Genomic DNA, 21378 nt, shown 5'->3' on the forward strand with positions numbered 1-21378 from the left:
TGATTCCGCCATAGCTCAGTTGGTAGTAGCGCATGACTGTTAATCATGATGTCGTAGGTTCGAGTCCTACTGGCGGAGTATAGAAAAAAGAGATCAAATACTTGATCTCTTTTTTTACTTTTCATTTTAATGTTAATTAAAGCTCCGTTTAGTTAACGGAGCTTTTCTCTATTTAGTTATTTGGGAAAAATGCTTGATATAAGGCTTTAATGGCTTTCTCTTCTTGATCTTTACTTACAACGAACATAATGGAAACTTCACTAGAACCTTGGGAGATCATTTGAATATTTACTTCATTTTCTGATAGTGCTTTGGCTGCAGTGGCGGTGACCCCTACTTGACTTTTCATTTTTTCACCAACAATCATAATGATGGAAAGATCATGTTCAATTTCGGCTGTATCAACTTCTAGCTTTTGCGTTAATTGTTTCAAAATTTCTTGTTCTTTGATTGGGGTCAGTTCACGTGAACGCAAAATGATGGATAAATCATCAATTCCTGTTGGCATATGTTCCCAACTGATATTGAGATCTTCTAAAATTTGAAGGAGTTTTCGACCAAAACCGACTTCGCGGTTCATAAGGTATTTTGTAGTGTTAATACTAACGAATCCTGAATCACCTGCAATCCCTACAACAGTCACATGATCATTTGAATGTTCCAAAACAATGCGGGTTCCAGGGTGGTCTGGATTATTTGTATTTTTAATGACTAATGGAATTTTACCTCTGTATGCTGGAACAAGTGCTTCATCATGTAAGACTGAAAAACCAGCATAGGCTAATTCACGCATTTCTTTGTAGGTTAATTCAGGAATAGAATGTGGGTGTTTAATAATACCTGGATGTGCTGCAAAGATACCATTTACGTCTGTAAAGTTTTCATATAAGTCTGCTTTTACACCTGCTGCAATGATCGATCCAGTAATATCAGATCCACCACGAGAAAATGTACAAATGTCACCATCTTGAGTAACACCAAAGAATCCTGGAATGACAATCACTTCACTTGAATCTTTGAGTTCTTCAATTTTATCGTAACTAGATGGTAAAATACGAGCGTTGGAGGGTTCAGCAGTGACCGTAATTCCTGCTTCTTTTGGATGGACGTATCTTGCTTCTAATCCATTTTGATTGAAATAAGCAGCAATGAGTTTAGCATTGTTATTTTCGCCTGCTGCTAGGAATGCATCGTATGTGAATGGATTCCCTTTTTTAGGTAAATTTGTTAAATCATAGATATCTTCAGCAATTTCTTGAATAATGGAATCTTTGAGACCCAATTCTTCTGTAATGGCACGATAACGTTCAATAATCCACTGTTGTGTTTGTGTGACATCCTTATCTGAAGTAAATTCTTTATAATACCGGATCAGAGCGTCTGTTACTTTTGTATCTTCAGCGTTGCGTTTGCCTGGAGCTGATACAACTACAAATCTTCTTTCTGGATCATCTTTAATGATATCAAGTACTTTTTTTAATTGAGAAGCTGATGCTAGAGAACTTCCACCGAATTTAGTTACTTTCATATTTTCTCCTTAATAGTTTCATTAATACATTATACCAAAGTTCAGTTATTGATACAATGTATTTACAGATAGGGCATAAAATAATTGATTCTGTAGAGGAGAGAAATTGTAATTATTCAAATTTTACAATTTTGTTACATCTTATAGATATATTTTACTATTTTACTTTTTTGTGGTATGATATGTTATAATTCAAAAGTTTTAATATCAAAATATTTTATATTTAAACAAAAGGAGTCTGTGATGTTTGAAACAATTTTGTATTCTGTCGAAAACGACCTCGCGACAATCTCTTTAAATCGTCCTGAAGTATCCAATGGTTTTAACATTCCAATGTGTCAGGAAATTTTAGCTGCCCTGGAAGATGCAGAAAAAAATGAGGAAGTAAAATTCATTATTCTATCAGCAGAAGGGAAAATCTTTTCAGTTGGTGGAGATTTGAGCGAAATGAAACGCGCAGTCGATGCGGATGACATCGAGTCTCTTGTTTTAATTGCCGAATTAGTTAATACAATTTCAAAGAAAATTAAGCAATTACCAAAGCCGGTTATTATGGTGGCAGATGGAGCGGTCGCAGGAGCAGCTGCTAACATTGCTGTAGCTGTTGATTTTTGTATTATTAGTGATCGTACTAAATTTATCCAAGCCTTTGTCGGGGTTGGTTTAGCACCGGATGCGGGTGGGTTATTCTTATTAGGAAAAGCCATTGGCATGTCTCGGGCTACTCATTTAGTAATGACGGGTGAAGCTCTGACTGCAGAAAAAGCATTTGATTACGGTCTAGCTTATCGTGTTTGTGAATCTAAAAAACTCGATAAAACAGTTGAGCAATTGCTTAAAAAATTAAGAAGAGGATCGTCAAATTCTTATGCTACCATGAAAGAAATGGTTTGGGAAGCGTTCTTGAATGAATGGGACCAATATGCGGGTCTTGAATTAGATTTGCAAAAGAAACTAGCATTTACAGAAGATTTCAAGGAGGGGGTTATTGCCTACTCTGAGAAACGTCGGCCACAATTTAAAGGAAAATAAATTTGTATTTTTTCTGTGTTTTGTGAAAAAATACTTGCAAATTATTTATATTTTTGCTAAAATTTGACCATCAAAGTAAAATTAGGAGGTGGAGTTTTGAATTACCAATTAGTTAACGACTATTTAACATCCATCTTTAATAATGTTTTGGTTATTGAGGAGTCTAGCCTAAGAGCAAGTCGATTCAAAGATGTTTCTATTAAAGAAATGCATACGATCGATGTGATTGGTTCGACACCGAATGCAACCCCGAGTGATATTTCACGGGAGTTGATGGTGACTTTGGGGACTGTCACGACAAGTTTGAATAATCTTGAGCGCAAAGGGTATATCGAAAGAAGAAGATCGGAAGTTGATCGCCGGGTTGTACACTTGAGTTTAACGAAAAACGGTCGTCTACTTTATCGTCTTCATCAGCAATTCCATAAACGGATGGTCAACCAGATTATTGGAGATATGAGTCCCGAAGAGAAGAAAGTGATGCAAAAAGGATTGCAAAATCTGTATCGTTTCTTGGAGGAAATTAAATAATGGTCTTTGCTAAAATTAGTCAAGTTGCTCATTATGCACCTGACCAAGTCGTATCAAATGATGATTTGGCTGAGATCATGGATACAAGTGATGAATGGATCAGTAGTCGGACAGGTATCCTTCGGCGTCACATTTCAAAAGATGAGACAACAAGTGATTTAGCAACAGTTGTTGCACAAAGATTATTAGCAAAAGCAAACTTAGACGCTGAGGAAATTGATTTTATCGTTGTCGCTACGATTACTCCAGACAGCTTAATGCCATCGACTGCAGCCCGGGTACAAGCTAATATTGGAGCTTCTCGAGCTTTTGCCTTTGATCTGACTGCAGCATGCAGCGGATTTGTGTTTGCATTAGCCACTGCAGAAAAATACATTTCTTCAGGTATGTACCGGAGAGGAATTGTGATCGGTAGTGAGACGCTTTCAAAAGTATTAGACTGGTCAGAACGTTCCACTTCAGTACTTTTTGGTGATGGGGCTGGTGGTGTCTTGCTTGAAGCGAGCGAGCAAAATTCGTTTTTGGCTGAGAATCTTTTTACAGATGGTAGCCGAGGTGCTAGTCTTGAGTCTTGCTATTTGGGTTTGTCTTCCCCTTATTCAGATGAAGTTTCTGATCGAAGATATCTCACAATGGATGGACGGGCAGTTTTTGATTTTGCCATTCGTGATGTCACGAAAAGTATTCAAAAAATTATAGCAGACGCCTCTATAGAAGCAGAAGAGATTGACTATTTTCTGTTACACCAGGCGAATGACCGAATGTTAGATAAGATGTCAAAAAAACTGGGTGTATCTAGAGAGAAAATCCCAGCAAATATGATGGAATATGGGAACACTAGTGCTGCTAGTATCCCCATTCTATTATCGGAGTGTGTTGAGAATCATCGAATCAAAATGGATGGAAGTCAAAAAATTCTTCTGACAGGATTCGGTGGAGGTTTGACATGGGGCACACTTCTTGTTACAATCTAGTTAAACATGTGGGAACACATTTTAAAAATTTATATATTATTTTTTAAGGAGGCCTATCATGGCAGTATTTGAAAAAGTACAAGAAATTATCGTTGAAGAACTTGGTAAAGAACCATCAGAAGTAACTCTTGAATCTACATTCGAAGATTTAGAAGCAGATTCATTGGATTTGTTCCAAGTTATCTCTGAAATTGAAGATGCTTTTGACATCCAAATCGAAACTGAAGAAGGATTGTCTACAGTTGGTGACCTTGTCGCTTACGTAGAAGAAAAAACAAAATAATGATAGATGAGAGTATCGAAAGATATTCTCTCTTATTTAGGTAATAGTTTGAGGCTCAAAGAAACAATCTTTTAAACTCAAACTATTACTTAAGTGAAAAAAGAGGTAGGTATAATGCAAACACGAATTACTGAACTATTGAATATTAAATATCCAATCTTCCAAGGTGGTATGGCCTGGGTTGCTGATGGAGACTTGGCTGGAGCCGTTTCAAATGCTGGTGGACTCGGAATTATTGGTGGTGGTAATGCCCCTAAAGAAGTGGTAAAAGCTAATATTGATAGAGTAAAACAAATCACTGACAAACCATTCGGTGTTAATATCATGCTTTTGTCACCATTTGCAGATGACATCGTCGACCTCGTTATCGAAGAGGGTGTTAAGGTTGTTACAACAGGTGCCGGAAACCCAGGTAAATATATGGAGCGTTTCCACGAAGCTGGAATTACAGTAATCCCAGTTATTCCATCGGTAGCACTTGCTAAACGTATGGAAAAACTTGGAGCTGATGCTGTTGTCGCAGAAGGTATGGAAGCTGGTGGTCACATTGGTAAATTGACAACCATGGCACTTGTTCGCCAGGTTGCGGATGCGGTATCTATCCCAGTTATTGGTGCTGGTGGTGTTGCAGATGGACGTGGTATGGCTGCTGTTCTTATGCTTGGAGCAGAAGCTGTTCAGGTTGGTACTCGTTTCGCTGTTGCTAAGGAATCTAATGCACACCAAAACTTCAAAGATAAGATTTTGAAGGCTAAAGATATTGATACTGTTATTTCAGCCTCAGTTGTTGGACACCCAGTTCGTGCGATTAAGAATAAATTGGCTACAGAATATAACCAAGCTGAAAAAGATTTCTTGGCTGGTAAGAAGACTCAAGAGGAAATTGAAGAGCTTGGTGCAGGTGCCCTTCGTAACGCTGTTGTTGATGGAGATGTGGAATATGGTTCAGTTATGGCTGGACAAATTGCAGGTCTTGTTCGTAAAGAAGAAACATGTGCAGAAATCTTGGAAGACCTTTACACAGGTGCTGCCAAGGTGATTAAAGAAGAAGCTGCTCGTTGGGCAGATGTAAACGTCTAAAAACGTCGAAAGGATTAGGATAGTGACAAAACGTGCGTTCTTATTTGCTGGTCAAGGGGCTCAGAAATTGGGCATGGCGAGCGATTTGTATGCGGCTTATCCCGTTGTCAAAGAGACATTTGATACGGCTAGTCGTATTCTAGGCTATGATTTGCGTGAATTGATTGATTCTAACGAAGAAAAACTGAATCAGACACGCTATACTCAACCAGCTATTTTGACAACGTCAGTAGCCATTTATCGTCTCTTAGTAGAAAATGGTATCACTCCTGATATTGTTGCCGGTCTCTCTTTGGGGGAATATTCTGCCCTGGTTGCGGCTGGAGCTCTTTCGTTTGAAGATGCAGTAGCTTTGGTTGCGAAACGAGGTGAATTCATGGAAACGGCAGCTCCCGCTGGAAGTGGGAAAATGGTTGCTGTTATGAATACAGACCCAAGTTTGATCGAGGAGATTTGTCAACAAGCATCCGAAAAGGGTGTAGTAACACCAGCTAACTACAATACGCCAGCACAAATTGTGATTGGTGGTGAGGTTGCGGCTGTGGACTATGCTGTGGAACTATTGCAGGAAGCAGGTGCCAAACGCTTGATCCCTTTGAATGTGTCAGGTCCATTCCACACAGCCTTACTGGAATCTGCTAGTCAAAAATTGGCGGCTGAACTAGAAAAAGTATCATTTAATGATTTTGATCTTCCTTTAGTTGGGAATACAGAAGCTACTATCATGAAGTCAGAAGATGTGAAAGCACTTTTGGCCCGTCAAGTAAAAGAACCGGTTCGTTTCTATGATTCAATTGCTACGATTCAAGAATTTGGTGTAGATGAGGTCATCGAAATTGGACCTGGAAAAGTCTTGTCAGGATTCTTGAAGAAAATTGATAAAACTCTTCCAACTCATAACGTCGAAGATCAGGCTAGTCTAGATGCACTTCTGAATGCTTAAAACGAGGTAAAGATGGAACTTAAAAATAAAAATGTTTTTGTAACAGGTTCAACACGCGGAATTGGATTGGCTGTGGCTCATAAATTTGCGAGTCTCGGTGCTAATGTTGTCCTAAATGGACGTTCTGAAATTTCTGAGGACTTGCTTGCGCAGTTTGCTGACTATGGTGTGACTGTTGTTGGTATTTCTGGGGATATTTCTAATGGCGAAGATGCGCAACGTATGGTAGCTGAAGCAATTGAAAAGCTTGGAAGTGTTGATGTTTTGGTCAATAACGCTGGCATCACAAACGACAAGTTGATGTTGAAAATGACTGAAGAAGATTTTGAACGGGTCTTGAAAATCAACTTGACAGGTGCCTTTAATATGACTCAAGCTGTCTTAAAACCGATGTCTAAAGCTCGTCAAGGGGCCATTATCAACATGTCCTCTGTTGTTGGTCTAATGGGGAATATCGGTCAAGCGAACTATGCGGCTTCAAAAGCTGGTTTGATTGGTTTCACTAAATCAGTAGCGCGTGAAGTTGCGGCTCGTGGCGTTCGTGTGAATGCCATTGCACCTGGTTTCATTGAATCAGATATGACTGATGCTATTCCAGAGAAAATGAAAGATGCCATGCTAGCTCAAGTGCCAATGAAACGAATTGGTCAAGCTGAAGAAGTGGCAGAAGTTGCGGCTTTCTTAGCAGGTCAAGAATATTTAACTGGTCAAACAATTGCCATTGATGGCGGAATGACTATGCAATAATGAATGCTCACTGATCGAAAATCACTTACTTAAATATCCATCCGACAAAAGGAGAATATATATGTCTACAAATCGTGTTGTTGTTACAGGTTATGGTGTAACCTCACCAATCGGAAATACACCAGAAGAATTTTGGAATAGCCTTCATGAAGGAAAAATTGGGATCAAACCCATTACGAAATTTGATGCTTCTGAAATTCCAGTCTTTAATGCTGGTGAAATTCAAGATTTCCCATTCGATAAATATTTTGTAAAAAAAGATCAAAATCGTATGGATACTTACTCATTGTATGCAATCTATGCTGCGATGGAAGCTATTGAAAATTCAGGCTTGAACATGGAAGAAGAAGACCGCGATCGTGTAGGTGTGATTGTATCATCTGGTATCGGTGGTTTGCAAGAATTGGAAGATCAAATTATCCGGATGCATGAACGTGGGATGAAGAGAATCCAACCAATGTTTATTCCAAAAGCTCTTTCAAACATGGGTGCTGGAAATATCGCACTTAAGATTGGGGCTCAAGGGGTATGTAAATCCGTGACAACAGCTTGTGCTTCTGCCAATGATGCAATTGGTGAAGCTTTCCGTGAAATTAAATTTGGTATGCATGATGTTGTTTTGGCAGGTGGTGCTGAAGCTTCGATTACTAAGATTGGTATCGGTGGTTTCAATGCCCTTACGGCCCTTTCAACAACGGAAGACCCAGAACGCTCATCTATTCCATTTGACAAAGACCGCAATGGTTTTGTGATGGGTGAAGGGGCAGGGGTTCTTGTCATCGAAAGCTTGGAACATGCCCAAAAACGTGGTGCTAATATTTTAGCTGAAATTGTTGGTTACGGTTCAAACTGTGATGCCTACCATATGACAACACCAACACCAGATGGTTCGGGTGCTGCTAAAGCAATTAAATTGGCTATTAATGAAGCTGGTATCAAACCTGAAGATGTTGATTATGTTAATGCTCACGGGACATCAACACCTGCCAATGAAAAAGGTGAAAGTGGTGCCATTGTTTCTGTACTTGGTAAAGAAGTTCCTGTATCATCTACGAAATCATTTACAGGGCACTTGCTTGGTGCTGCTGGTGCAGTTGAAGCGATTGCTACTATCGAAGCGATTCGTCACAGCTTTGTACCAAAAACTGCTGGTACTAAAGAATTGTCTGACTATATCGAAGCAAACGTTGTTTATGGTGAAGGCCAAGAAGCGGATATTCAGTACGCTATCTCAAATACCTTTGGTTTTGGAGGACATAATGCTGTTCTGGCCTTTAAACGTTGGGAGGGTTAATTCATGAATATTTCTGAAATCAAAGATTTGTTGGCTCAATTTGATGCGTCAACTTTGCGTGAATTCTCATATAAAAATAATGGCGAAGAATTGAATTTGAGTAAAAACCAAACGAGTTCAGTTGCGGCTACACCGGTTGCTCCTGCAGTTGAAGTGGCAGCAACTCCTCAAACTCCTGTAGTAGCCCCTGTTGTTGAAGCACCAGCAACTCCAGCTGTAGCAACTGAACCAGTTGCTGCTCCAGCTCAGGCTGCAGAAGGTGATGTGGTTGAAAGTCCATTGGTTGGAGTGGCTTACTTGTCACCAGCTCCGGATAAACCAGCCTTTGTATCTGTAGGAGATAAGGTTACTAAGGGTCAAACACTCTTGATTATCGAAGCTATGAAAGTGATGAATGAAGTCCCAGCACCAAAAGATGGGGTAGTCACTGAAATTTTGGTAACGAATGAAGAAATGGTTGAATTTGGAAAAGGATTGGTTCGAATCAAATGACAATTGATATTAATGCTATTCGTGAGGCTTTGCCGCATCGTTACCCAATGCTTTTGGTGGATCGCGTTTTAGAAACAAGCGAAGATACGATTGTTGCCATTAAAAACGTGACAATTAATGAACCATTTTTTAATGGACATTTTCCACAATATCCTGTTATGCCAGGTGTTCTCATCATGGAAGCTTTGGCACAAACAGCAGGTGTACTAGAGTTGTCAAAACCTGAAAATAAAGGGAAATTAGTCTTTTATGCAGGGATGGACAAGGTGAAGTTTAAAAAACAAGTCGTTCCAGGAGATCAACTGGTAATGACGGCTACTTTTGTCAAACGTCGTGGAACCATTGCTGTTGTTGAAGCGAAAGCAGAGGTAGACGGTAAGCTTGCAGCTTCAGGAACACTTACTTTTGCAATTGGAAATTAAGAAAGGCCTATCTATGTTTCGTAAGATCTTAATCGCCAATCGTGGTGAGATTGCAGTTCGCATTATTCGTGCGGCTCGTGAACTTGGCATCGAGACGGTTGCGGTGTATTCTACTGCTGATAAAGAAGCCTTGCATACCTTACTAGCGGATGAAGCAGTCTGTATTGGCCCTGCTAAATCAACAGAATCTTATTTGAATATGAGTGCTGTCTTGTCTGCAGCTGTCTTAACAGGAGCAGAAGCTATCCATCCTGGTTTTGGATTTTTAAGTGAAAACTCAAAATTTGCGACCATGTGTGAGGAAGTGGGCATTAAATTTATTGGTCCTTCTGCTAAAGTCATGGATTTGATGGGGGATAAGATTAATGCTCGTAAACAGATGATCAAAGCAGGAGTGCCTGTTATTCCTGGATCAGATGGTGAAGTGTATACTGCTGAAGAAGCCCTCGAGATTGCAGAACGTATTGGTTACCCTGTGATGTTGAAAGCATCTGCAGGAGGCGGTGGTAAGGGAATTCGGAAGGTTGAAAAACCAGAAGATCTGGTTGCTGCTTTTGAATCTGCTTCCTCAGAAGCTCAAGCTGCTTTTGGGAATGGTGCCATGTATATGGAGCGGGTGATTTATCCGGCACGCCACATTGAAGTACAGATTTTAGCGGATCAGCATGGACATGTCATTCACTTAGGTGAACGCGATTGCTCTCTTCAACGGAACAATCAAAAAGTTCTAGAAGAATCCCCTTCAATTGCTATCGGAAAAACTCTTCGTAATCAAATTGGTTCTGCTGCTGTTCGGGCTGCTGAATCAGTTGGGTATGAGAATGCTGGAACGATTGAATTCTTGTATGATGAAGGCAAGGGTGAGTTCTACTTTATGGAAATGAATACCCGTGTGCAAGTGGAGCATCCTGTCACAGAATTTGTAACAGGAGTTGATATCGTTAAGGAACAGATTAAAATCGCAGCTGGCCAAGAATTATCCGTTACTCAAGAGGATATTGTCATTAAAGGCCATGCGATTGAATGCCGGATCAATGCGGAAAATCCTTCCTTCAACTTTGCACCAAGCCCAGGTAAGATTACTAATCTCTATCTTCCAAGTGGTGGGGTTGGCTTGCGTGTGGATTCTGCTGTGTATCCTGGGTATACGATTCCACCATACTATGATAGTATGATTGCCAAGATCATTGTCCATGGGGAAAATCGCTTTGATGCACTGATGAAAATGCAGCGTGCTCTTTATGAGTTGGAAATCGATGGTGTCACAACCAATAGCAGTTTCCAGTTGGATTTGATTTCAGATTCACATGTGATCGCTGGTGATTATGACACTGCATTTTTGATGGAACAATTCCTTCCAAATTATAATAAGGAATGATGAAAAAGCCTGGACTTGTGAGGGAAGTATGAACATCATCTTCACAGTTTCAGGCTTTTATAGTAATGCTTCAGATACTGTAGCATATTATAAGGAGTAAGTAATGGCATTATTTTCTAAAAAAGATAAATATATTCGGATCAATCCGAATAGGTCAGCCTGGAAGGAGCCTCAGCCAAAACCTGAAGTTCCTGATGAACTATTTTCACAATGCCCAGGTTGTAAACATACCATTTACCAAAAGGATTTAGGTAGTGAACGGGTATGCCCGAATTGTGGCTATACCTTCCGTATTTCTGCTAAAGAACGCTTGGCGCTGACAGTGGATCCAGCTAGCTTTGAAGAAATGTTTACAGGAATCGAAACGACAGATCCTTTGAACTTCCCAAATTATAAGAAGAAACTAGCAGCAGTGCGGGAAATGACAGGACTGGATGAAGCTGTCCTGACTGGAACTGCCTTGATTAAAGGGCAAAAAGTTGCTCTTGGGATCATGGATTCTAACTTTATCATGGCTTCAATGGGTTCTGTAGTAGGTGAAAAAATTACTCGTTTATTTGAATTTGCGACAAAAGAAAAATTGCCAGTTGTTCTCTTTACCGCTTCCGGTGGCGCTCGGATGCAAGAAGGAATCGTGAGTTTGATGCAAATGGCAAAGATTTCTGCGGCTGTTCAACGCCATTCCAAAGAAAAATTATTCTATTTGACGGTATTGACAGATCCGACAACTGGTGGGGTGACAGCCTCATTTGCTATGGAAGGTGATATTATCATGGCAGAGAGTCAGGCCTTGGTTGGTTTTGCCGGTCGGCGCGTGATCGAATCAACTGTGCGTGAGAAATTGCCAGATGATTTCCAAAAAGCAGAATTTCTACAAGAACATGGATTTGTAGACTTGATCGTGGAGAGAAGCCAAATCCGAGCAACAGTTGGACAATTATTGGCCCTTCATGGAGGTAAACATGAGTAAAATAACACAGATTATTAAAGAGGCACGTGACCAAGGAAGATTGACTGCGCTTGATTTTTCTCAAGGAATTTTTGATGATTTTATCGAATTACATGGAGATCGAAACTTCCGTGATGATGGTGCGGTGATTGGTGGGATTGGACGCTTAGGCGATCAAACGGTTACAGTCGTTGGAATCCAAAAAGGAAAAAATCTTCAAGATAATCTAAAACGTAATTTTGGGCAACCCCATCCAGAAGGATATCGAAAAGCTTTGCGCCTCATGAAGCAAGCAGAGAAATTTGGCCGTCCAGTTGTGACCTTTATCAATACAGCGGGTGCTTATCCTGGTGTTGGTGCTGAAGAACGAGGACAAGGGGAAGCCATTGCCCGCAACCTCATGGAAATGAGTGATCTAAAAGTTCCAATTATCGCGATTATCATCGGAGAAGGTGGCTCTGGTGGTGCCTTGGCTCTTGCTGTAGCAGATAAGGTTTGGATGCTTGAGAACTCCATCTATGCAGTCTTGAGTCCAGAAGGTTTCGCCTCTATTCTTTGGAAAGATGGAAGTCGTGCCATGGAAGCAGCAGAGTTGATGAAGATTACTTCTCACGAATTGTTAAATATGGAAATTGTCGATAAGGTGATTCCCGAGCATGGATTTTCAAATGGAGAACTACTGGCTAACGTGAAGAAGGAATTACAGGAAGAGTTAAAGGTTTTACAAGCCTTGCCTCTCGAAGATCTTCTGGAGCAACGCTACCAACGTTTTCGTAAATATTAAAAAACTGAGCTTGCAATTTGCAAGACTCAGTTTTTTTAAACTTTATTTTGGTGCGATGACTTCTGCGCCACCCATGTATGGGCGAAGGACTTCTGGAATGGTCACAGAACCGTCTTCGTTTTGGTAGTTTTCAAGAATAGCAGCGACGGTACGTCCGACTGCCAATCCAGAACCGTTCAAAGTGTGAAGGAGTTTTACCTTGCCATCTGCTTCATCACGGTAGCGGATTTGCGCACGGCGAGCTTGGAAATCTTCTGTATTGGAACAGCTTGAGATTTCACGGTAGGTGTTTTGCGCTGGAATCCATACTTCCAAGTCGTAAGTCTTAGCAGCTGAGAAGCCCATGTCTCCAGTGGAGAGAGCTACCACACGGTATGGAAGGTTCAGTTTTTGAAGGATATTTTCAGCATTGACAACCATTTTTTCCAATTCATCATATGATTCTTCTGGTTTGGCAAATTTCACCATTTCAACCTTATGGAATTGGTGCAAACGTATCAAACCACGAGTATCACGACCAGCAGAACCAGCTTCTGAACGGAAAGATGGACTCATAGCGGTGAAGTAGATTGGAAGGTCTTTCCCATCAAGAATTTCATCGCGGTAGTAGTTTGTCAAAGGAACTTCGGCTGTTGGAATGAGGACATAATTGGTATCGCTAAGTTCAAAAGTATCCTCCTTGAATTTTGGATACTGACCAGTACCAAACATAGAATCATGGTTGACCATGTAAGGTGTGATGACTTCAGTGTAGCCTTCCTTGCCATGTTCGTCCAACATGAAGTTGTAGATAGCGCGTTCTAAGCGAGCTCCAAGTCCTTTGTAGAAGAGGAAACGAGCACCAGTAACTTTAGCCCCGCGTTCCCAGTCAAGGATATCAAGGTCTTCACCTAAATCCCAGTGAGCTTTTGGTTCAAAGCCAAATTCGCGCGGTGTTCCCCAACGGCGAACCTCAACGTTGTCATCCTCATCTGCTCCAATAGGGACACTGTCAGCAGGGATGTTTGGAAGAGTAGTGGTGAATTCAGTTAATTTTGCATCGATTTCAGCCAATTCTGTATCCAATGCTTTAACCTCTGCAGAGAGGGTTTGCATGGCAGCAATCTTATCATCTGCATTTTCCTTGTTGCGTTTGGCTTGTGCGATTTCAGCAGATACAGTGTTACGCTCTGCTTTGAGATTTTCTACTTTGACTAAGATATCTCGACGTTTGGCATCGATTTCTTTCATTTCATTCAAAATAGCTGCATCTACGCCACGTGTTGCCAATTTTTTAGCAACCGCATCAAAGTCTGTACGAATTCGTTTAATATCTAACATAGCTTCTCCTTTAACAAAAAACACACCTGTTAGAGTGTTGGAGTGGCAGAGCCACGGTTCCATCCAACTTCACAGGTGTGCACTTGATTCGATATTGTATTTTAAAGAAACGGTAGAATTTCAATTAAGATTTCTATCTGCTCGCAGCACCCGCAGACTTTCTGAAAGAGACTCTTAACTTACTTATCCGTTTGCGTCTATTATACAAGAAAAGATCCTATTTTGCAAATAGATTTTTAATTTTAGCCGTGATGATTTGGATCAACGTAGGAAGTTTGACAATTTTATCATTTCCCAGATGTTCCCGAGCAATCTTTAAAATTTTTCCAGAGTCTTTTGAAGCAAAGAGAAATTTTGATTCTCTGGTATAGATTTCAAAATGGCGGCTAATTTTACGTCCGGATACATTGGCTCCGATTCGCTCGATTTCTTGCCAGGGAATTTGGATGTAGTCTTCTACATTTGCATCCGCATAAAATTCAAAAGCGGCATTCCCGACTAGGATTTTTCCAACCTTTCCCCCCACTCCAAGGTAAGAAACCCCTGTAGTATGGAATTCAACGGTTTTATTCAATGATTGAGCCATGAGATCCTCCTGTATTGCTATTCACTCCATTATATCATAATAAAAAGAAGGCCGAAACCTTCTTTTTAGTTGATCTTTGCTTACATCAAGCCAGCAACGTGTGCTAATACACCGATTACAAAGAGAGCGATGATGATAGTGATTGGAGATACTTTTTTCTTCAACAACCACATACAAGCAAAAGTAAGAAGTAATCCCATCAAACCAGGAATCAAAGAATCCAAGTTTTGTTGGAAAGTCGTAACTTTTTCAGGTGTTTGAGAGAGACCTGAGCCAACTTGAGCGAAGGCTTCTTGGATTCCCTTGTATCCTTCAGGAAGTTTATCCCAGTGGATATAAGCCTTGTCATCTAATTTGACAGAAGAAACATTGAAGACGAATTTAATCGATACCCAACGTTCTACTAAGACAGCGAGGATGAACATACCAAGGATAGATGCACCTTTTGTGATGTCTTGCAAGATACCACCAGACATATCTTTAGTAATTTCAGAACCTGCTTTGTATCCGAGTTCTTGGGTGTACCACAAGAAGGACATACGAATTGCGTTCCATGCAAAGAAGAAGATGAGTGGACCAAGGATGTTACCAGTTAAGGCAAGAGATGCTCCAAGAGCTCCCAAGATTGGACGAACTGTAAACCAGAAGACTGGATCTCCAATACCAGCCAAAGGCCCCATCATACCGATTTTCACCCCTTGGATAGCAGCATCATCAATAGCAGCTCCGTTTGCTTTTTCTTCTTCAAGGGCAAGAGTTACCCCGATGATTGGAGCAGCTACGTATGGGTGAGTGTTGAAGAACTCCATGTGACGCTCAAGAGCAGCCGCTTGGTCTTCTTTCTTGGTGTAGAGTTTTTTGATAGCTGGGATCAATGAGTAAGCCCAACCCAAGTTTTGCATCCGTTCGTAGTTCCAAGAACCTTGCAAGAAGGTTGAACGCCACCAAACTTTTTGACGATCTGATTTAGATAATTGTAATTTTTCAGTCATGATAGTGTCACACCTTTCTTAATAGTCTTCGAGAATATCGCCGATTGGGTCATTAGAAGTAGCGACTCCGCCACCTCCGTTGCCACCTTTCTTAGAAAGTGAAAGGTAAATCAAGGCAAGGGCAACACCAATCGCTCCAAGAGCAATCAAAGTTAATTCGCTGACGGCAGCAAGTGCAAAACCAATGGCAAAGAATGGCCAAACTTCACGGCTTGCCATCATGTTGATAACCATAGCATAACCAACGGCTACAACCATACCTCCACCGATTTGCATACCGTCTGACAACCAAGCAGGCATCGCTTCAAGCGCACCTTTAACAGTTTCAGCAGGGATCATCAACAAGAGGGCTGCAGGAATAGCGATACGAAGACCTTGAAGAAGAAGAGCTACAAAGTGAGCGCGTTCTACCCCTTTGATATCACCTTTTTTAGCAGCAGCATCGGCAGTGTGGACCAAACCAACAGAGAGAGTACGGACGATCATGGTCAAGAAAAGACCAGCGACTGCAAGTGGAATAGCCACACCTTGAGCCACAGCGATTCCTTTAGAACTAAAGTCACCACCAAGAACCAAGATAATCGCAGCAGCGACAGATGCAAGAGCAGCATCGGGTGCAACGGCAGCTCCAATGTTTGCCCAGCCAAGTGCAAGTAATTGAAGGGAACCACCAAGCATCACACCGGCAGTCAAGTTACCTGTTACCAAACCGATTAAGGTACAAGCAACAAGTGGTTGGTGGAATTGGAATTGGTCAAGGATACCTTCAAGACCTGCTAAGAAGGCAACAACGACCACTAATACCATAGAAATAATAGACATGTTTAAAATCCTTTCGTAAGTAATCGATTATTGAACGTTAGCTTTGTTAATTAAGTCAAACAAATCTTTCTTAGAGTCATTTGGCACTTTACGGACATCAAATTCTACTCCAAGATCACGCATTTTTTCAAATGTAGCCACATCTTCTTTATCCATTGACAACACATTGTTAACCATGGTTTTACCAGTTGAGTGGGCCATTGAACCAACGTTCAAGGTTTTAATCGGAACACCACCTTCGATGGCACGAAGAGCGTCTTGAGGTGTTTCAAATAAGATCAAAGCATGTGTTTCACCAAAGCGTGGATCTTTTGCGACGTCGATCAATTTTTGAATTGGGACTACGTTTGCTTTTACACCATTTGGTGCCGCCTGCTTAATCAACTCTTTACGGAGTTCATCTTTGGCAACTGAGTCTGAAGCAACGATAATGCGATCTGCTTTTGAATCAGGAGTCCAAGCAGTAGCGACTTGTCCATGAAGGAGACGAGTATCGAGACGAGCAAGGTTGATTTTGAGTTTGCCATCTCCAATCACTGTTCCCTCTGGAATAGCAGCTTGGGCAACAGGAGCAGCTGAAGCAGTGCTTGCTTCTTCGACAGGATTCAATTCTTCTGGAAGAGCTTTGATTCCATCTTTAGATTCTTTGATGATGTTTGCAGCGATTTGATCAACGCCGGCATTTGCATCCATCAAACGTTCTGTATAAGCTTGAATCAACATCGGAAGGTTCAATCCTGTGATGATCGCAAATTTACGATCTGGATTTTCTCCCATGACGCGACTTGCTTGGTTAAATGGAGAACCACTCCAAAGGTCAGCCAAAACCAAGACTTCATCTTCTGCATCAAATGCGGCAACAGCTGCATTAAATTTAGCATAGAGATCATCCGGGCCTTCGCTTGGCATGAACGTAACCACTTGAACTTTCTCTTGATCCCCAAAGATCATCGAGCCGGATTGGTGGATTCCAGCTGCAAATTCACCGTGGCTAGCAATAATGATACCAATACTCATTATTGACATTCCTCCTTATAAAATTTGTTTGACTTTCAGTTTAAGAAAACTTTAAGCTACTTTATTATAAATCGTTTCCACACTTAAGTCAATTTTTCTATCAAAATCTCGATGTAAAAACATCGATTTATTATATTAAATTATCGTTAGATAGAAAAAGAATGCTCTTGAATGAATTTTGTTTATTACTTGTTGATGCTTAAAAAATCAATAATAGATATGTTTTATAGGATTTTTTTCTTAATGAAAAAATTCCGACAATCAAGCAATATTCTCAAAAACAAAAATAAATATATAACAAATTGTAAATTAGAGTGATTGAGAGCACTCAAAAAGACTAGCCCAGTTGGGCTAGTCCTGTAGGTTCAGTTGTTTAGTTTGTAAAGTCAAGTACCATACGTCCTTGAATGGTTCCAGCTTCCATTTCATCAAAGACTTTGACAGCATCTTCTACTGGACGTTTTTGAACGACAGGGACTACCAGGCCTTCTGCACCAAATTGGAAAGCTTCTTCCAAATCTTTACGAGTTCCTACAAGAGAACCAATGACTTGGATACCATCTAATACAGTTTTCACAATGCTGAGGTCCATCATTTCAGAAGGAAGACCAACTGCGACCACGCGGCCACCTGCACGAACAGAATCTACTGCTTGGTTGAAAGCTACTTTAGAAACAGCTGTTACGACAGCAGAGTGAGCTCCACCATTTGTTTTTTCTTTAATCAATCCTGGGACATCTTCAACTTCGCGACCGTTGATGACAAAGTCTGCACCAACTTCTTTCGCCAATTCTAGTTTATCATTGTTGATATCGACAGCGATGACATGTGCGTTGAAGACTTTCTTAGCATATTGAACAGCCAAGTTTCCTAGTCCACCAGCTCCATAGATAACAATCCATTGTCCTGGTTCAGCTTTGGCTTCTTTGATGGCTTTATAAGTGTTAACACCTGCACACGTAATAGAAGATGCTTGGGCTGGATCTAATCCTTCAGGTACTTTCACTGCGTAATCTGCAGTAACGATACATTGTTCAGCCATCCCTCCATCAACAGAGTAACCAGCATTTTTTACAGTACGGCAAAGAGTTTCACGACCAGTTGTACAGTATTCACAAGTTCCACATCCCTCGAAGAACCATGCGACACTGACACGATCCCCAACTTTTAGGCTCTTGACATCTGGAGCAACTTCTTTAACAATACCGATTCCTTCGTGTCCAAGAACACGGCCTGGAACTTTACCGAAGTCCCCGTGAGCAACGTGCAAGTCAGTGTGGCAGACACCACAGTATTCGATTTGAACAAGTGCTTCCCCTGTTTCAAGTGGACGCATGTCTTTGTTTGCAACGATTTCAACACCAGTACCTTCTGGATTTACAACAACAGCTTTCATTTTGTTCCTCCTTAAGTGAACGAGAAGCGGTTTAAAATTTTTGAAAGCGCTTCTTTAATAACTATGTTAACAATATCACAAACCAGATGACGAGGCAATGAAAAAAATGGAAAAAAGGGGCGGTATTGATTAACCGATTAAGGATTTGGCGCAGAAAAAGACATGAGGGGATAACTCATGTCTGTTAGTTTTATAAGAATAATTGAATGAGTTGGCGCGCGACACCATCTTCGTTATTTGTGAAATCTGTGACGGAGTCTGCATAAGGGAGAAGGACGGAGCTAGCATTTTTCATAGCGTATCCATGACCAGCGAGAGCTAGCATGTCAGTATCGTTGTGCTCGTCTCCAAAGGCAATCAAATCCTTCTGATCCATATTGAGTTTATCCAGAAGGTAGGTCAGAGCAGAAGCTTTGGTCACATTTTTTGGATTGCATTCCAGAATATTTAAGGGACCACCCCAAGTATTGATAGACAGATTGTAGTCATAATGCCGATTCATTTCATCTGCCAGAGCATATTTGTCTTCCGCTTTCGTTTGAAAGAGGATACAGTTTGGGTCGCTCGTTACCCGTTCGGGGTTGAATTGATTTTCTGGTTGGAAAGCCTCAATACCGAATAATTTAGGATCTGCGACGTGCTCATTGGGATCGGTAATAAAGAATTTATTGCGGTATTCGCCTGCTATAAAGTCCGCTTGGATGGTGTCTCGGTTGGCGACCATATCTAGCAGGTATTTTTTATCTAAAGTCAAACATTGTTCATCCCCCCATTTTTTCTCAGGTAGATGCGTAAGGGAGCCGTTAAAATTGATCATCGGAGTATCTAGCTCTAGTTGTTTGTAATAGGTATGTGCCATACGGTAGGGGCGGCCTGTTGTAATAATGACTTTATGGCCAAGAGCACTAATTTTTTTTATCGTATCAATGGTAAAGTCGCTCAATTTGCTTTCGGAATTTAAGAGAGTGCCGTCTAGATCTAGAGCGATCATCTTTTTATGCATATTTCAGTTCCTTTCGAGAAGAATGAGACCATTATATCAGAAAAATCGGAAAAGCGCTCAAAAATCGAGAAGAGAAGTAGGATTTCTTGAAAGGCGAAAGATCTTTTGGTAAAATAGAAATAACGTTCGCAAATTGATTGGGAGCGAGAATGATGAAAAAGGAGTTTATTCTGAAATGGATAAGTTTTTTAAACTTTCAGAACATGGAACCACTGTTCGAACAGAGGTTCTTGCTGGTTTGACAACCTTTTTTGCGATGAGTTATATCCTCTTCGTAAACCCTCAAATGTTGTCACAAACAGGTATGCCAGCTCAAGGAGTCTTCCTTGCAACGATTATTGGATCCGTTGTCGGGACCTTGATGATGGCTTTTTATGCCAATTTACCTTATGCACAAGCACCTGGGATGGGCTTGAATGCCTTCTTTACCTTTACCGTTGTATTTGGTATGGGCTACTCATGGCAGGAAGCTTTGGGGATGGTCTTCATTTGTGGAGTGATTTCATTGATTATCACATTGACAAATGTTCGGAAGATGATCATCGAATCGATTCCGACAGCTCTTCGCTCTGCTATTTCAGCGGGGATCGGGATTTTCTTGGCCTATGTTGGAATTAAGAATGCAGGATTTTTGAAATTCACGATTGACCCTCATACCTATACAGTGGTCGGAGAAGGAGCAGATAAGGCGAATGCAACGATCTCAGCCAATGCATCTGCTGTTCCTGGATTGGTTGATTTTAACAATCCAGCTGTCCTCTTGGCTCTTGTTGGTCTTGCGATTACTATTTTCTTTGTTGTCAAAGGGATTAAAGGTGGGATTATCCTTTCCATCTTAGCAACGACTGTTCTTGGAATTCTCATCCATGTTGTTGATATCACTAAAATTGACTTTGCAAGTAACCATCTAGGAGCTGCCTTTAATGATTTAGGCACGATCTTTGGTCAAGCTTTAGGATCGAAAGGATTGGGTTCTTTGATTTCCAATACGTCTCGTTTGCCTGAGACCTTAATGGCCATCTTAGCCTTCTCCTTGACTGATATTTTTGATACAATCGGAACTTTGATCGGTACGGGTGAAAAAGTTGGGATTGTTGCGACAAATGGGGAAAACCATCAATCAGCGAAATTAGATAAGGCCCTCTATTCAGACCTTGTAGCGACTTCAGTCGGAGCTATTGCAGGAACTTCAAACGTAACGACGTATGTTGAATCTGCAGCTGGTATTGGAGCTGGTGGACGCACTGGTTTGACAGCCTTGGTTGTAGCGATCTGTTTTGCTATTTCAAGTCTCTTTAGTCCTTTGTTGGCGATTGTACCGACCGCTGCTACAGCCCCAATTTTGATTGTTGTTGGGATCATGATGTTGAGTGGCTTGAAAAATATCCATTGGGAAGATATGTCAGAAGCAGTTCCTGCTTTCTTCACCTCTATCTTTATGGGCTTCAGCTACTCGATTACACAAGGGATCGCTGCTGGATTTATCACTTATAGCTTGGTGAAAGTGGTTAAAGGACAAGCCAAAGAAGTGCACAGCATGATTTGGATTTTAGATGTTCTCTTTATTTTAAACTACGTTAGCATGGCCTTGAATTAAGTATCAGAAAAGTGCCAAAAAGGAATGGGAGTTGTCTCCCATTCCTTTCAGATTGAAGACAAAGTTATACCAAAAACATTCCTTAGGTGAGTACGGACGTCAGCGAACTTCTTTGAAGTTCCATGACTAATTATTGAGCCTAAGGTCTCAATAATTCCGAGTGCCTGAAACGTTATTGTTTCAGGCACTTTTCTCACAGCGGAAAGTT

Annotated in this window: 22 protein-coding genes and 1 tRNA gene; 15 read left to right on the forward strand and 8 right to left on the reverse strand. The window is 40.9% G+C overall.

Annotation, left to right across the window (positions count from 1 at the left end):
• Positions 1 to 4 precede the first annotated feature (4 nt).
• A tRNA-Asn gene (locus O3642_RS06335) sits at positions 5 to 78 on the forward strand.
• 94 nt (positions 79 to 172) lie between these two features.
• Here the strand turns inward: O3642_RS06335 and O3642_RS06340 are convergent.
• Positions 173 to 1528 (reverse strand): aspartate kinase, encoded by a 1356-nt coding sequence (locus O3642_RS06340; protein ID WP_371605621.1) that lies wholly within the window; start codon positions 1526 to 1528, stop codon positions 173 to 175.
• A gap of 240 nt (positions 1529 to 1768) precedes the next feature.
• On the opposite strand from O3642_RS06340, the gene O3642_RS06345 reads away from it, so the two are divergent.
• From O3642_RS06345 to O3642_RS06405, 13 genes are all read left to right on the forward strand, one after another.
• Positions 1769 to 2560 (forward strand): enoyl-CoA hydratase, encoded by a 792-nt coding sequence (locus tag O3642_RS06345; protein WP_371605622.1) that lies wholly within the window; start codon positions 1769 to 1771, stop codon positions 2558 to 2560.
• A gap of 96 nt (positions 2561 to 2656) precedes the next feature.
• Positions 2657 to 3091, forward strand: a complete 435-nt coding sequence (locus O3642_RS06350; RefSeq protein WP_003003993.1) for a MarR family winged helix-turn-helix transcriptional regulator — start codon at positions 2657 to 2659, stop codon at positions 3089 to 3091.
• Positions 3091 to 4065 carry a beta-ketoacyl-ACP synthase III gene (locus O3642_RS06355; RefSeq protein WP_003012566.1) on the forward strand — a complete coding sequence of 325 codons (975 nt, stop codon included), beginning with the start codon at positions 3091 to 3093 and terminating at the stop codon, positions 4063 to 4065. Before O3642_RS06350 ends, O3642_RS06355 begins: the two co-directional genes overlap by 1 nt.
• A gap of 58 nt (positions 4066 to 4123) precedes the next feature.
• Entirely contained in the window at positions 4124 to 4348 is a 225-nt protein-coding gene (locus tag O3642_RS06360) for an acyl carrier protein (protein ID WP_003003892.1), read from the forward strand.
• A gap of 114 nt (positions 4349 to 4462) precedes the next feature.
• Positions 4463 to 5428: an enoyl-[acyl-carrier-protein] reductase FabK gene (gene fabK / locus O3642_RS06365; RefSeq protein WP_037608323.1), complete on the forward strand. Its 966-nt coding sequence runs from the start codon at positions 4463 to 4465 to the stop codon at positions 5426 to 5428.
• A 22-nt stretch (positions 5429 to 5450) separates the two neighbouring features.
• Positions 5451 to 6371: an ACP S-malonyltransferase gene (fabD, locus tag O3642_RS06370; protein ID WP_003010459.1), complete on the forward strand. Its 921-nt coding sequence runs from the start codon at positions 5451 to 5453 to the stop codon at positions 6369 to 6371.
• Between the two features lie 12 nt (positions 6372 to 6383).
• Positions 6384 to 7118 (forward strand): 3-oxoacyl-[acyl-carrier-protein] reductase, encoded by a 735-nt coding sequence (gene fabG, locus O3642_RS06375; RefSeq protein WP_003010456.1) that lies wholly within the window; start codon positions 6384 to 6386, stop codon positions 7116 to 7118.
• Positions 7119 to 7179: 61 nt separating this feature from the next.
• Complete coding sequence (gene fabF / locus O3642_RS06380) at positions 7180 to 8412, forward strand: beta-ketoacyl-ACP synthase II (RefSeq protein WP_003010454.1); 1233 nt, start codon at positions 7180 to 7182, stop codon at positions 8410 to 8412.
• 3 nt (positions 8413 to 8415) lie between these two features.
• Positions 8416 to 8904: an acetyl-CoA carboxylase biotin carboxyl carrier protein gene (gene accB / locus O3642_RS06385; RefSeq protein ID WP_003004003.1), complete on the forward strand. Its 489-nt coding sequence runs from the start codon at positions 8416 to 8418 to the stop codon at positions 8902 to 8904.
• The gene (gene fabZ / locus O3642_RS06390; protein ID WP_003004019.1) at positions 8901 to 9326 is read left to right on the forward strand and encodes a 3-hydroxyacyl-ACP dehydratase FabZ; all 426 of its coding nucleotides are present in this window, start codon (positions 8901 to 8903) and stop codon (positions 9324 to 9326) included. The genes accB and fabZ overlap by 4 nt, the downstream gene beginning before the upstream one ends.
• 13 nt (positions 9327 to 9339) lie before the next feature.
• Entirely contained in the window at positions 9340 to 10704 is a 1365-nt protein-coding gene (locus O3642_RS06395) for an acetyl-CoA carboxylase biotin carboxylase subunit (RefSeq protein WP_003003860.1), read from the forward strand.
• A 103-nt stretch (positions 10705 to 10807) separates the two neighbouring features.
• Complete coding sequence (gene accD, locus O3642_RS06400) at positions 10808 to 11674, forward strand: acetyl-CoA carboxylase, carboxyltransferase subunit beta (protein WP_003003810.1); 867 nt, start codon at positions 10808 to 10810, stop codon at positions 11672 to 11674.
• Entirely contained in the window at positions 11667 to 12437 is a 771-nt protein-coding gene (locus tag O3642_RS06405; RefSeq protein ID WP_371605623.1) for an acetyl-CoA carboxylase carboxyl transferase subunit alpha, read from the forward strand. The genes accD and O3642_RS06405 overlap by 8 nt, the downstream gene beginning before the upstream one ends.
• A 42-nt stretch (positions 12438 to 12479) precedes the next feature.
• On the opposite strand, the gene serS is transcribed toward O3642_RS06405, so the two are convergent.
• The 7 genes from serS to O3642_RS06440 all read right to left on the reverse strand — a co-directional run bounded on the left by serS (position 12480) and on the right by O3642_RS06440 (position 19573).
• Positions 12480 to 13757 carry a serine--tRNA ligase gene (gene serS / locus O3642_RS06410; RefSeq protein WP_003003984.1) on the reverse strand — a complete coding sequence of 426 codons (1278 nt, stop codon included), beginning with the start codon at positions 13755 to 13757 and terminating at the stop codon, positions 12480 to 12482.
• Between the two features lie 217 nt (positions 13758 to 13974).
• Positions 13975 to 14343 carry a DUF956 family protein gene (locus O3642_RS06415; protein WP_023920226.1) on the reverse strand — a complete coding sequence of 123 codons (369 nt, stop codon included), beginning with the start codon at positions 14341 to 14343 and terminating at the stop codon, positions 13975 to 13977.
• An 80-nt stretch (positions 14344 to 14423) separates the two neighbouring features.
• Positions 14424 to 15335, reverse strand: coding sequence for a PTS system mannose/fructose/sorbose family transporter subunit IID (locus tag O3642_RS06420; protein WP_123159669.1), 912 nt, complete (start codon positions 15333 to 15335; stop codon positions 14424 to 14426).
• Between the two features lie 18 nt (positions 15336 to 15353).
• Positions 15354 to 16157 (reverse strand): PTS mannose/fructose/sorbose transporter subunit IIC, encoded by an 804-nt coding sequence (locus O3642_RS06425; protein ID WP_023022258.1) that lies wholly within the window; start codon positions 16155 to 16157, stop codon positions 15354 to 15356.
• A gap of 27 nt (positions 16158 to 16184) precedes the next feature.
• Entirely contained in the window at positions 16185 to 17174 is a 990-nt protein-coding gene (locus tag O3642_RS06430) for a PTS sugar transporter subunit IIB (RefSeq protein ID WP_371605624.1), read from the reverse strand.
• Positions 17175 to 17547: 373 nt separating this feature from the next.
• On the reverse strand, positions 17548 to 18570 hold the full coding sequence (gene adhP, locus O3642_RS06435; RefSeq protein WP_371605625.1) for an alcohol dehydrogenase AdhP: 1023 nt from the start codon (positions 18568 to 18570) through the stop codon (positions 17548 to 17550).
• A 190-nt stretch (positions 18571 to 18760) separates the two neighbouring features.
• The gene (locus O3642_RS06440) at positions 18761 to 19573 is read right to left on the reverse strand and encodes a Cof-type HAD-IIB family hydrolase (protein ID WP_155173167.1); all 813 of its coding nucleotides are present in this window, start codon (positions 19571 to 19573) and stop codon (positions 18761 to 18763) included.
• Between the two features lie 175 nt (positions 19574 to 19748).
• Between O3642_RS06440 and O3642_RS06445 the strand changes: the two genes are divergently transcribed.
• Positions 19749 to 21170: an NCS2 family permease gene (locus O3642_RS06445; protein ID WP_070464909.1), complete on the forward strand. Its 1422-nt coding sequence runs from the start codon at positions 19749 to 19751 to the stop codon at positions 21168 to 21170.
• Positions 21171 to 21378 lie beyond the last annotated feature (208 nt).

The sequence above is a fragment of the Streptococcus sp. 27098_8_66 genome, from assembly GCF_041431945.1.
GTDB classification, from domain to species: domain Bacteria; phylum Bacillota; class Bacilli; order Lactobacillales; family Streptococcaceae; genus Streptococcus; species Streptococcus dentalis.

Bases quoted from the DNA above. Each gene is read 5' to 3' on its own strand.
- O3642_RS06340 (WP_371605621.1), bottom strand. From the start codon at position 1,528: ATGAAAGTAACTAAATTCGGTGGAAGTTCTCTAGCATCAGCTTCTCAA.
- O3642_RS06355 (WP_003012566.1), top strand. From the start codon at position 3,091: ATGGTCTTTGCTAAAATTAGTCAAGTTGCTCATTATGCACCTGACCAA.
- O3642_RS06360 (WP_003003892.1), top strand. From the start codon at position 4,124: ATGGCAGTATTTGAAAAAGTACAAGAAATTATCGTTGAAGAACTTGGT.
- fabK (WP_037608323.1), top strand. From the start codon at position 4,463: ATGCAAACACGAATTACTGAACTATTGAATATTAAATATCCAATCTTC.
- fabG (WP_003010456.1), top strand. From the start codon at position 6,384: ATGGAACTTAAAAATAAAAATGTTTTTGTAACAGGTTCAACACGCGGA.
- fabF (WP_003010454.1), top strand. From the start codon at position 7,180: ATGTCTACAAATCGTGTTGTTGTTACAGGTTATGGTGTAACCTCACCA.
- accB (WP_003004003.1), top strand. From the start codon at position 8,416: ATGAATATTTCTGAAATCAAAGATTTGTTGGCTCAATTTGATGCGTCA.
- fabZ (WP_003004019.1), top strand. From the start codon at position 8,901: ATGACAATTGATATTAATGCTATTCGTGAGGCTTTGCCGCATCGTTAC.
- O3642_RS06395 (WP_003003860.1), top strand. From the start codon at position 9,340: ATGTTTCGTAAGATCTTAATCGCCAATCGTGGTGAGATTGCAGTTCGC.
- accD (WP_003003810.1), top strand. From the start codon at position 10,808: ATGGCATTATTTTCTAAAAAAGATAAATATATTCGGATCAATCCGAAT.
- O3642_RS06405 (WP_371605623.1), top strand. From the start codon at position 11,667: ATGAGTAAAATAACACAGATTATTAAAGAGGCACGTGACCAAGGAAGA.
- serS (WP_003003984.1), bottom strand. From the start codon at position 13,757: ATGTTAGATATTAAACGAATTCGTACAGACTTTGATGCGGTTGCTAAA.
- O3642_RS06415 (WP_023920226.1), bottom strand. From the start codon at position 14,343: ATGGCTCAATCATTGAATAAAACCGTTGAATTCCATACTACAGGGGTT.
- O3642_RS06420 (WP_123159669.1), bottom strand. From the start codon at position 15,335: ATGACTGAAAAATTACAATTATCTAAATCAGATCGTCAAAAAGTTTGG.
- O3642_RS06425 (WP_023022258.1), bottom strand. From the start codon at position 16,157: ATGTCTATTATTTCTATGGTATTAGTGGTCGTTGTTGCCTTCTTAGCA.
- O3642_RS06430 (WP_371605624.1), bottom strand. From the start codon at position 17,174: ATGAGTATTGGTATCATTATTGCTAGCCACGGTGAATTTGCAGCTGGA.
- adhP (WP_371605625.1), bottom strand. From the start codon at position 18,570: ATGAAAGCTGTTGTTGTAAATCCAGAAGGTACTGGTGTTGAAATCGTT.
- O3642_RS06440 (WP_155173167.1), bottom strand. From the start codon at position 19,573: ATGCATAAAAAGATGATCGCTCTAGATCTAGACGGCACTCTCTTAAAT.
- O3642_RS06445 (WP_070464909.1), top strand. From the start codon at position 19,749: ATGGATAAGTTTTTTAAACTTTCAGAACATGGAACCACTGTTCGAACA.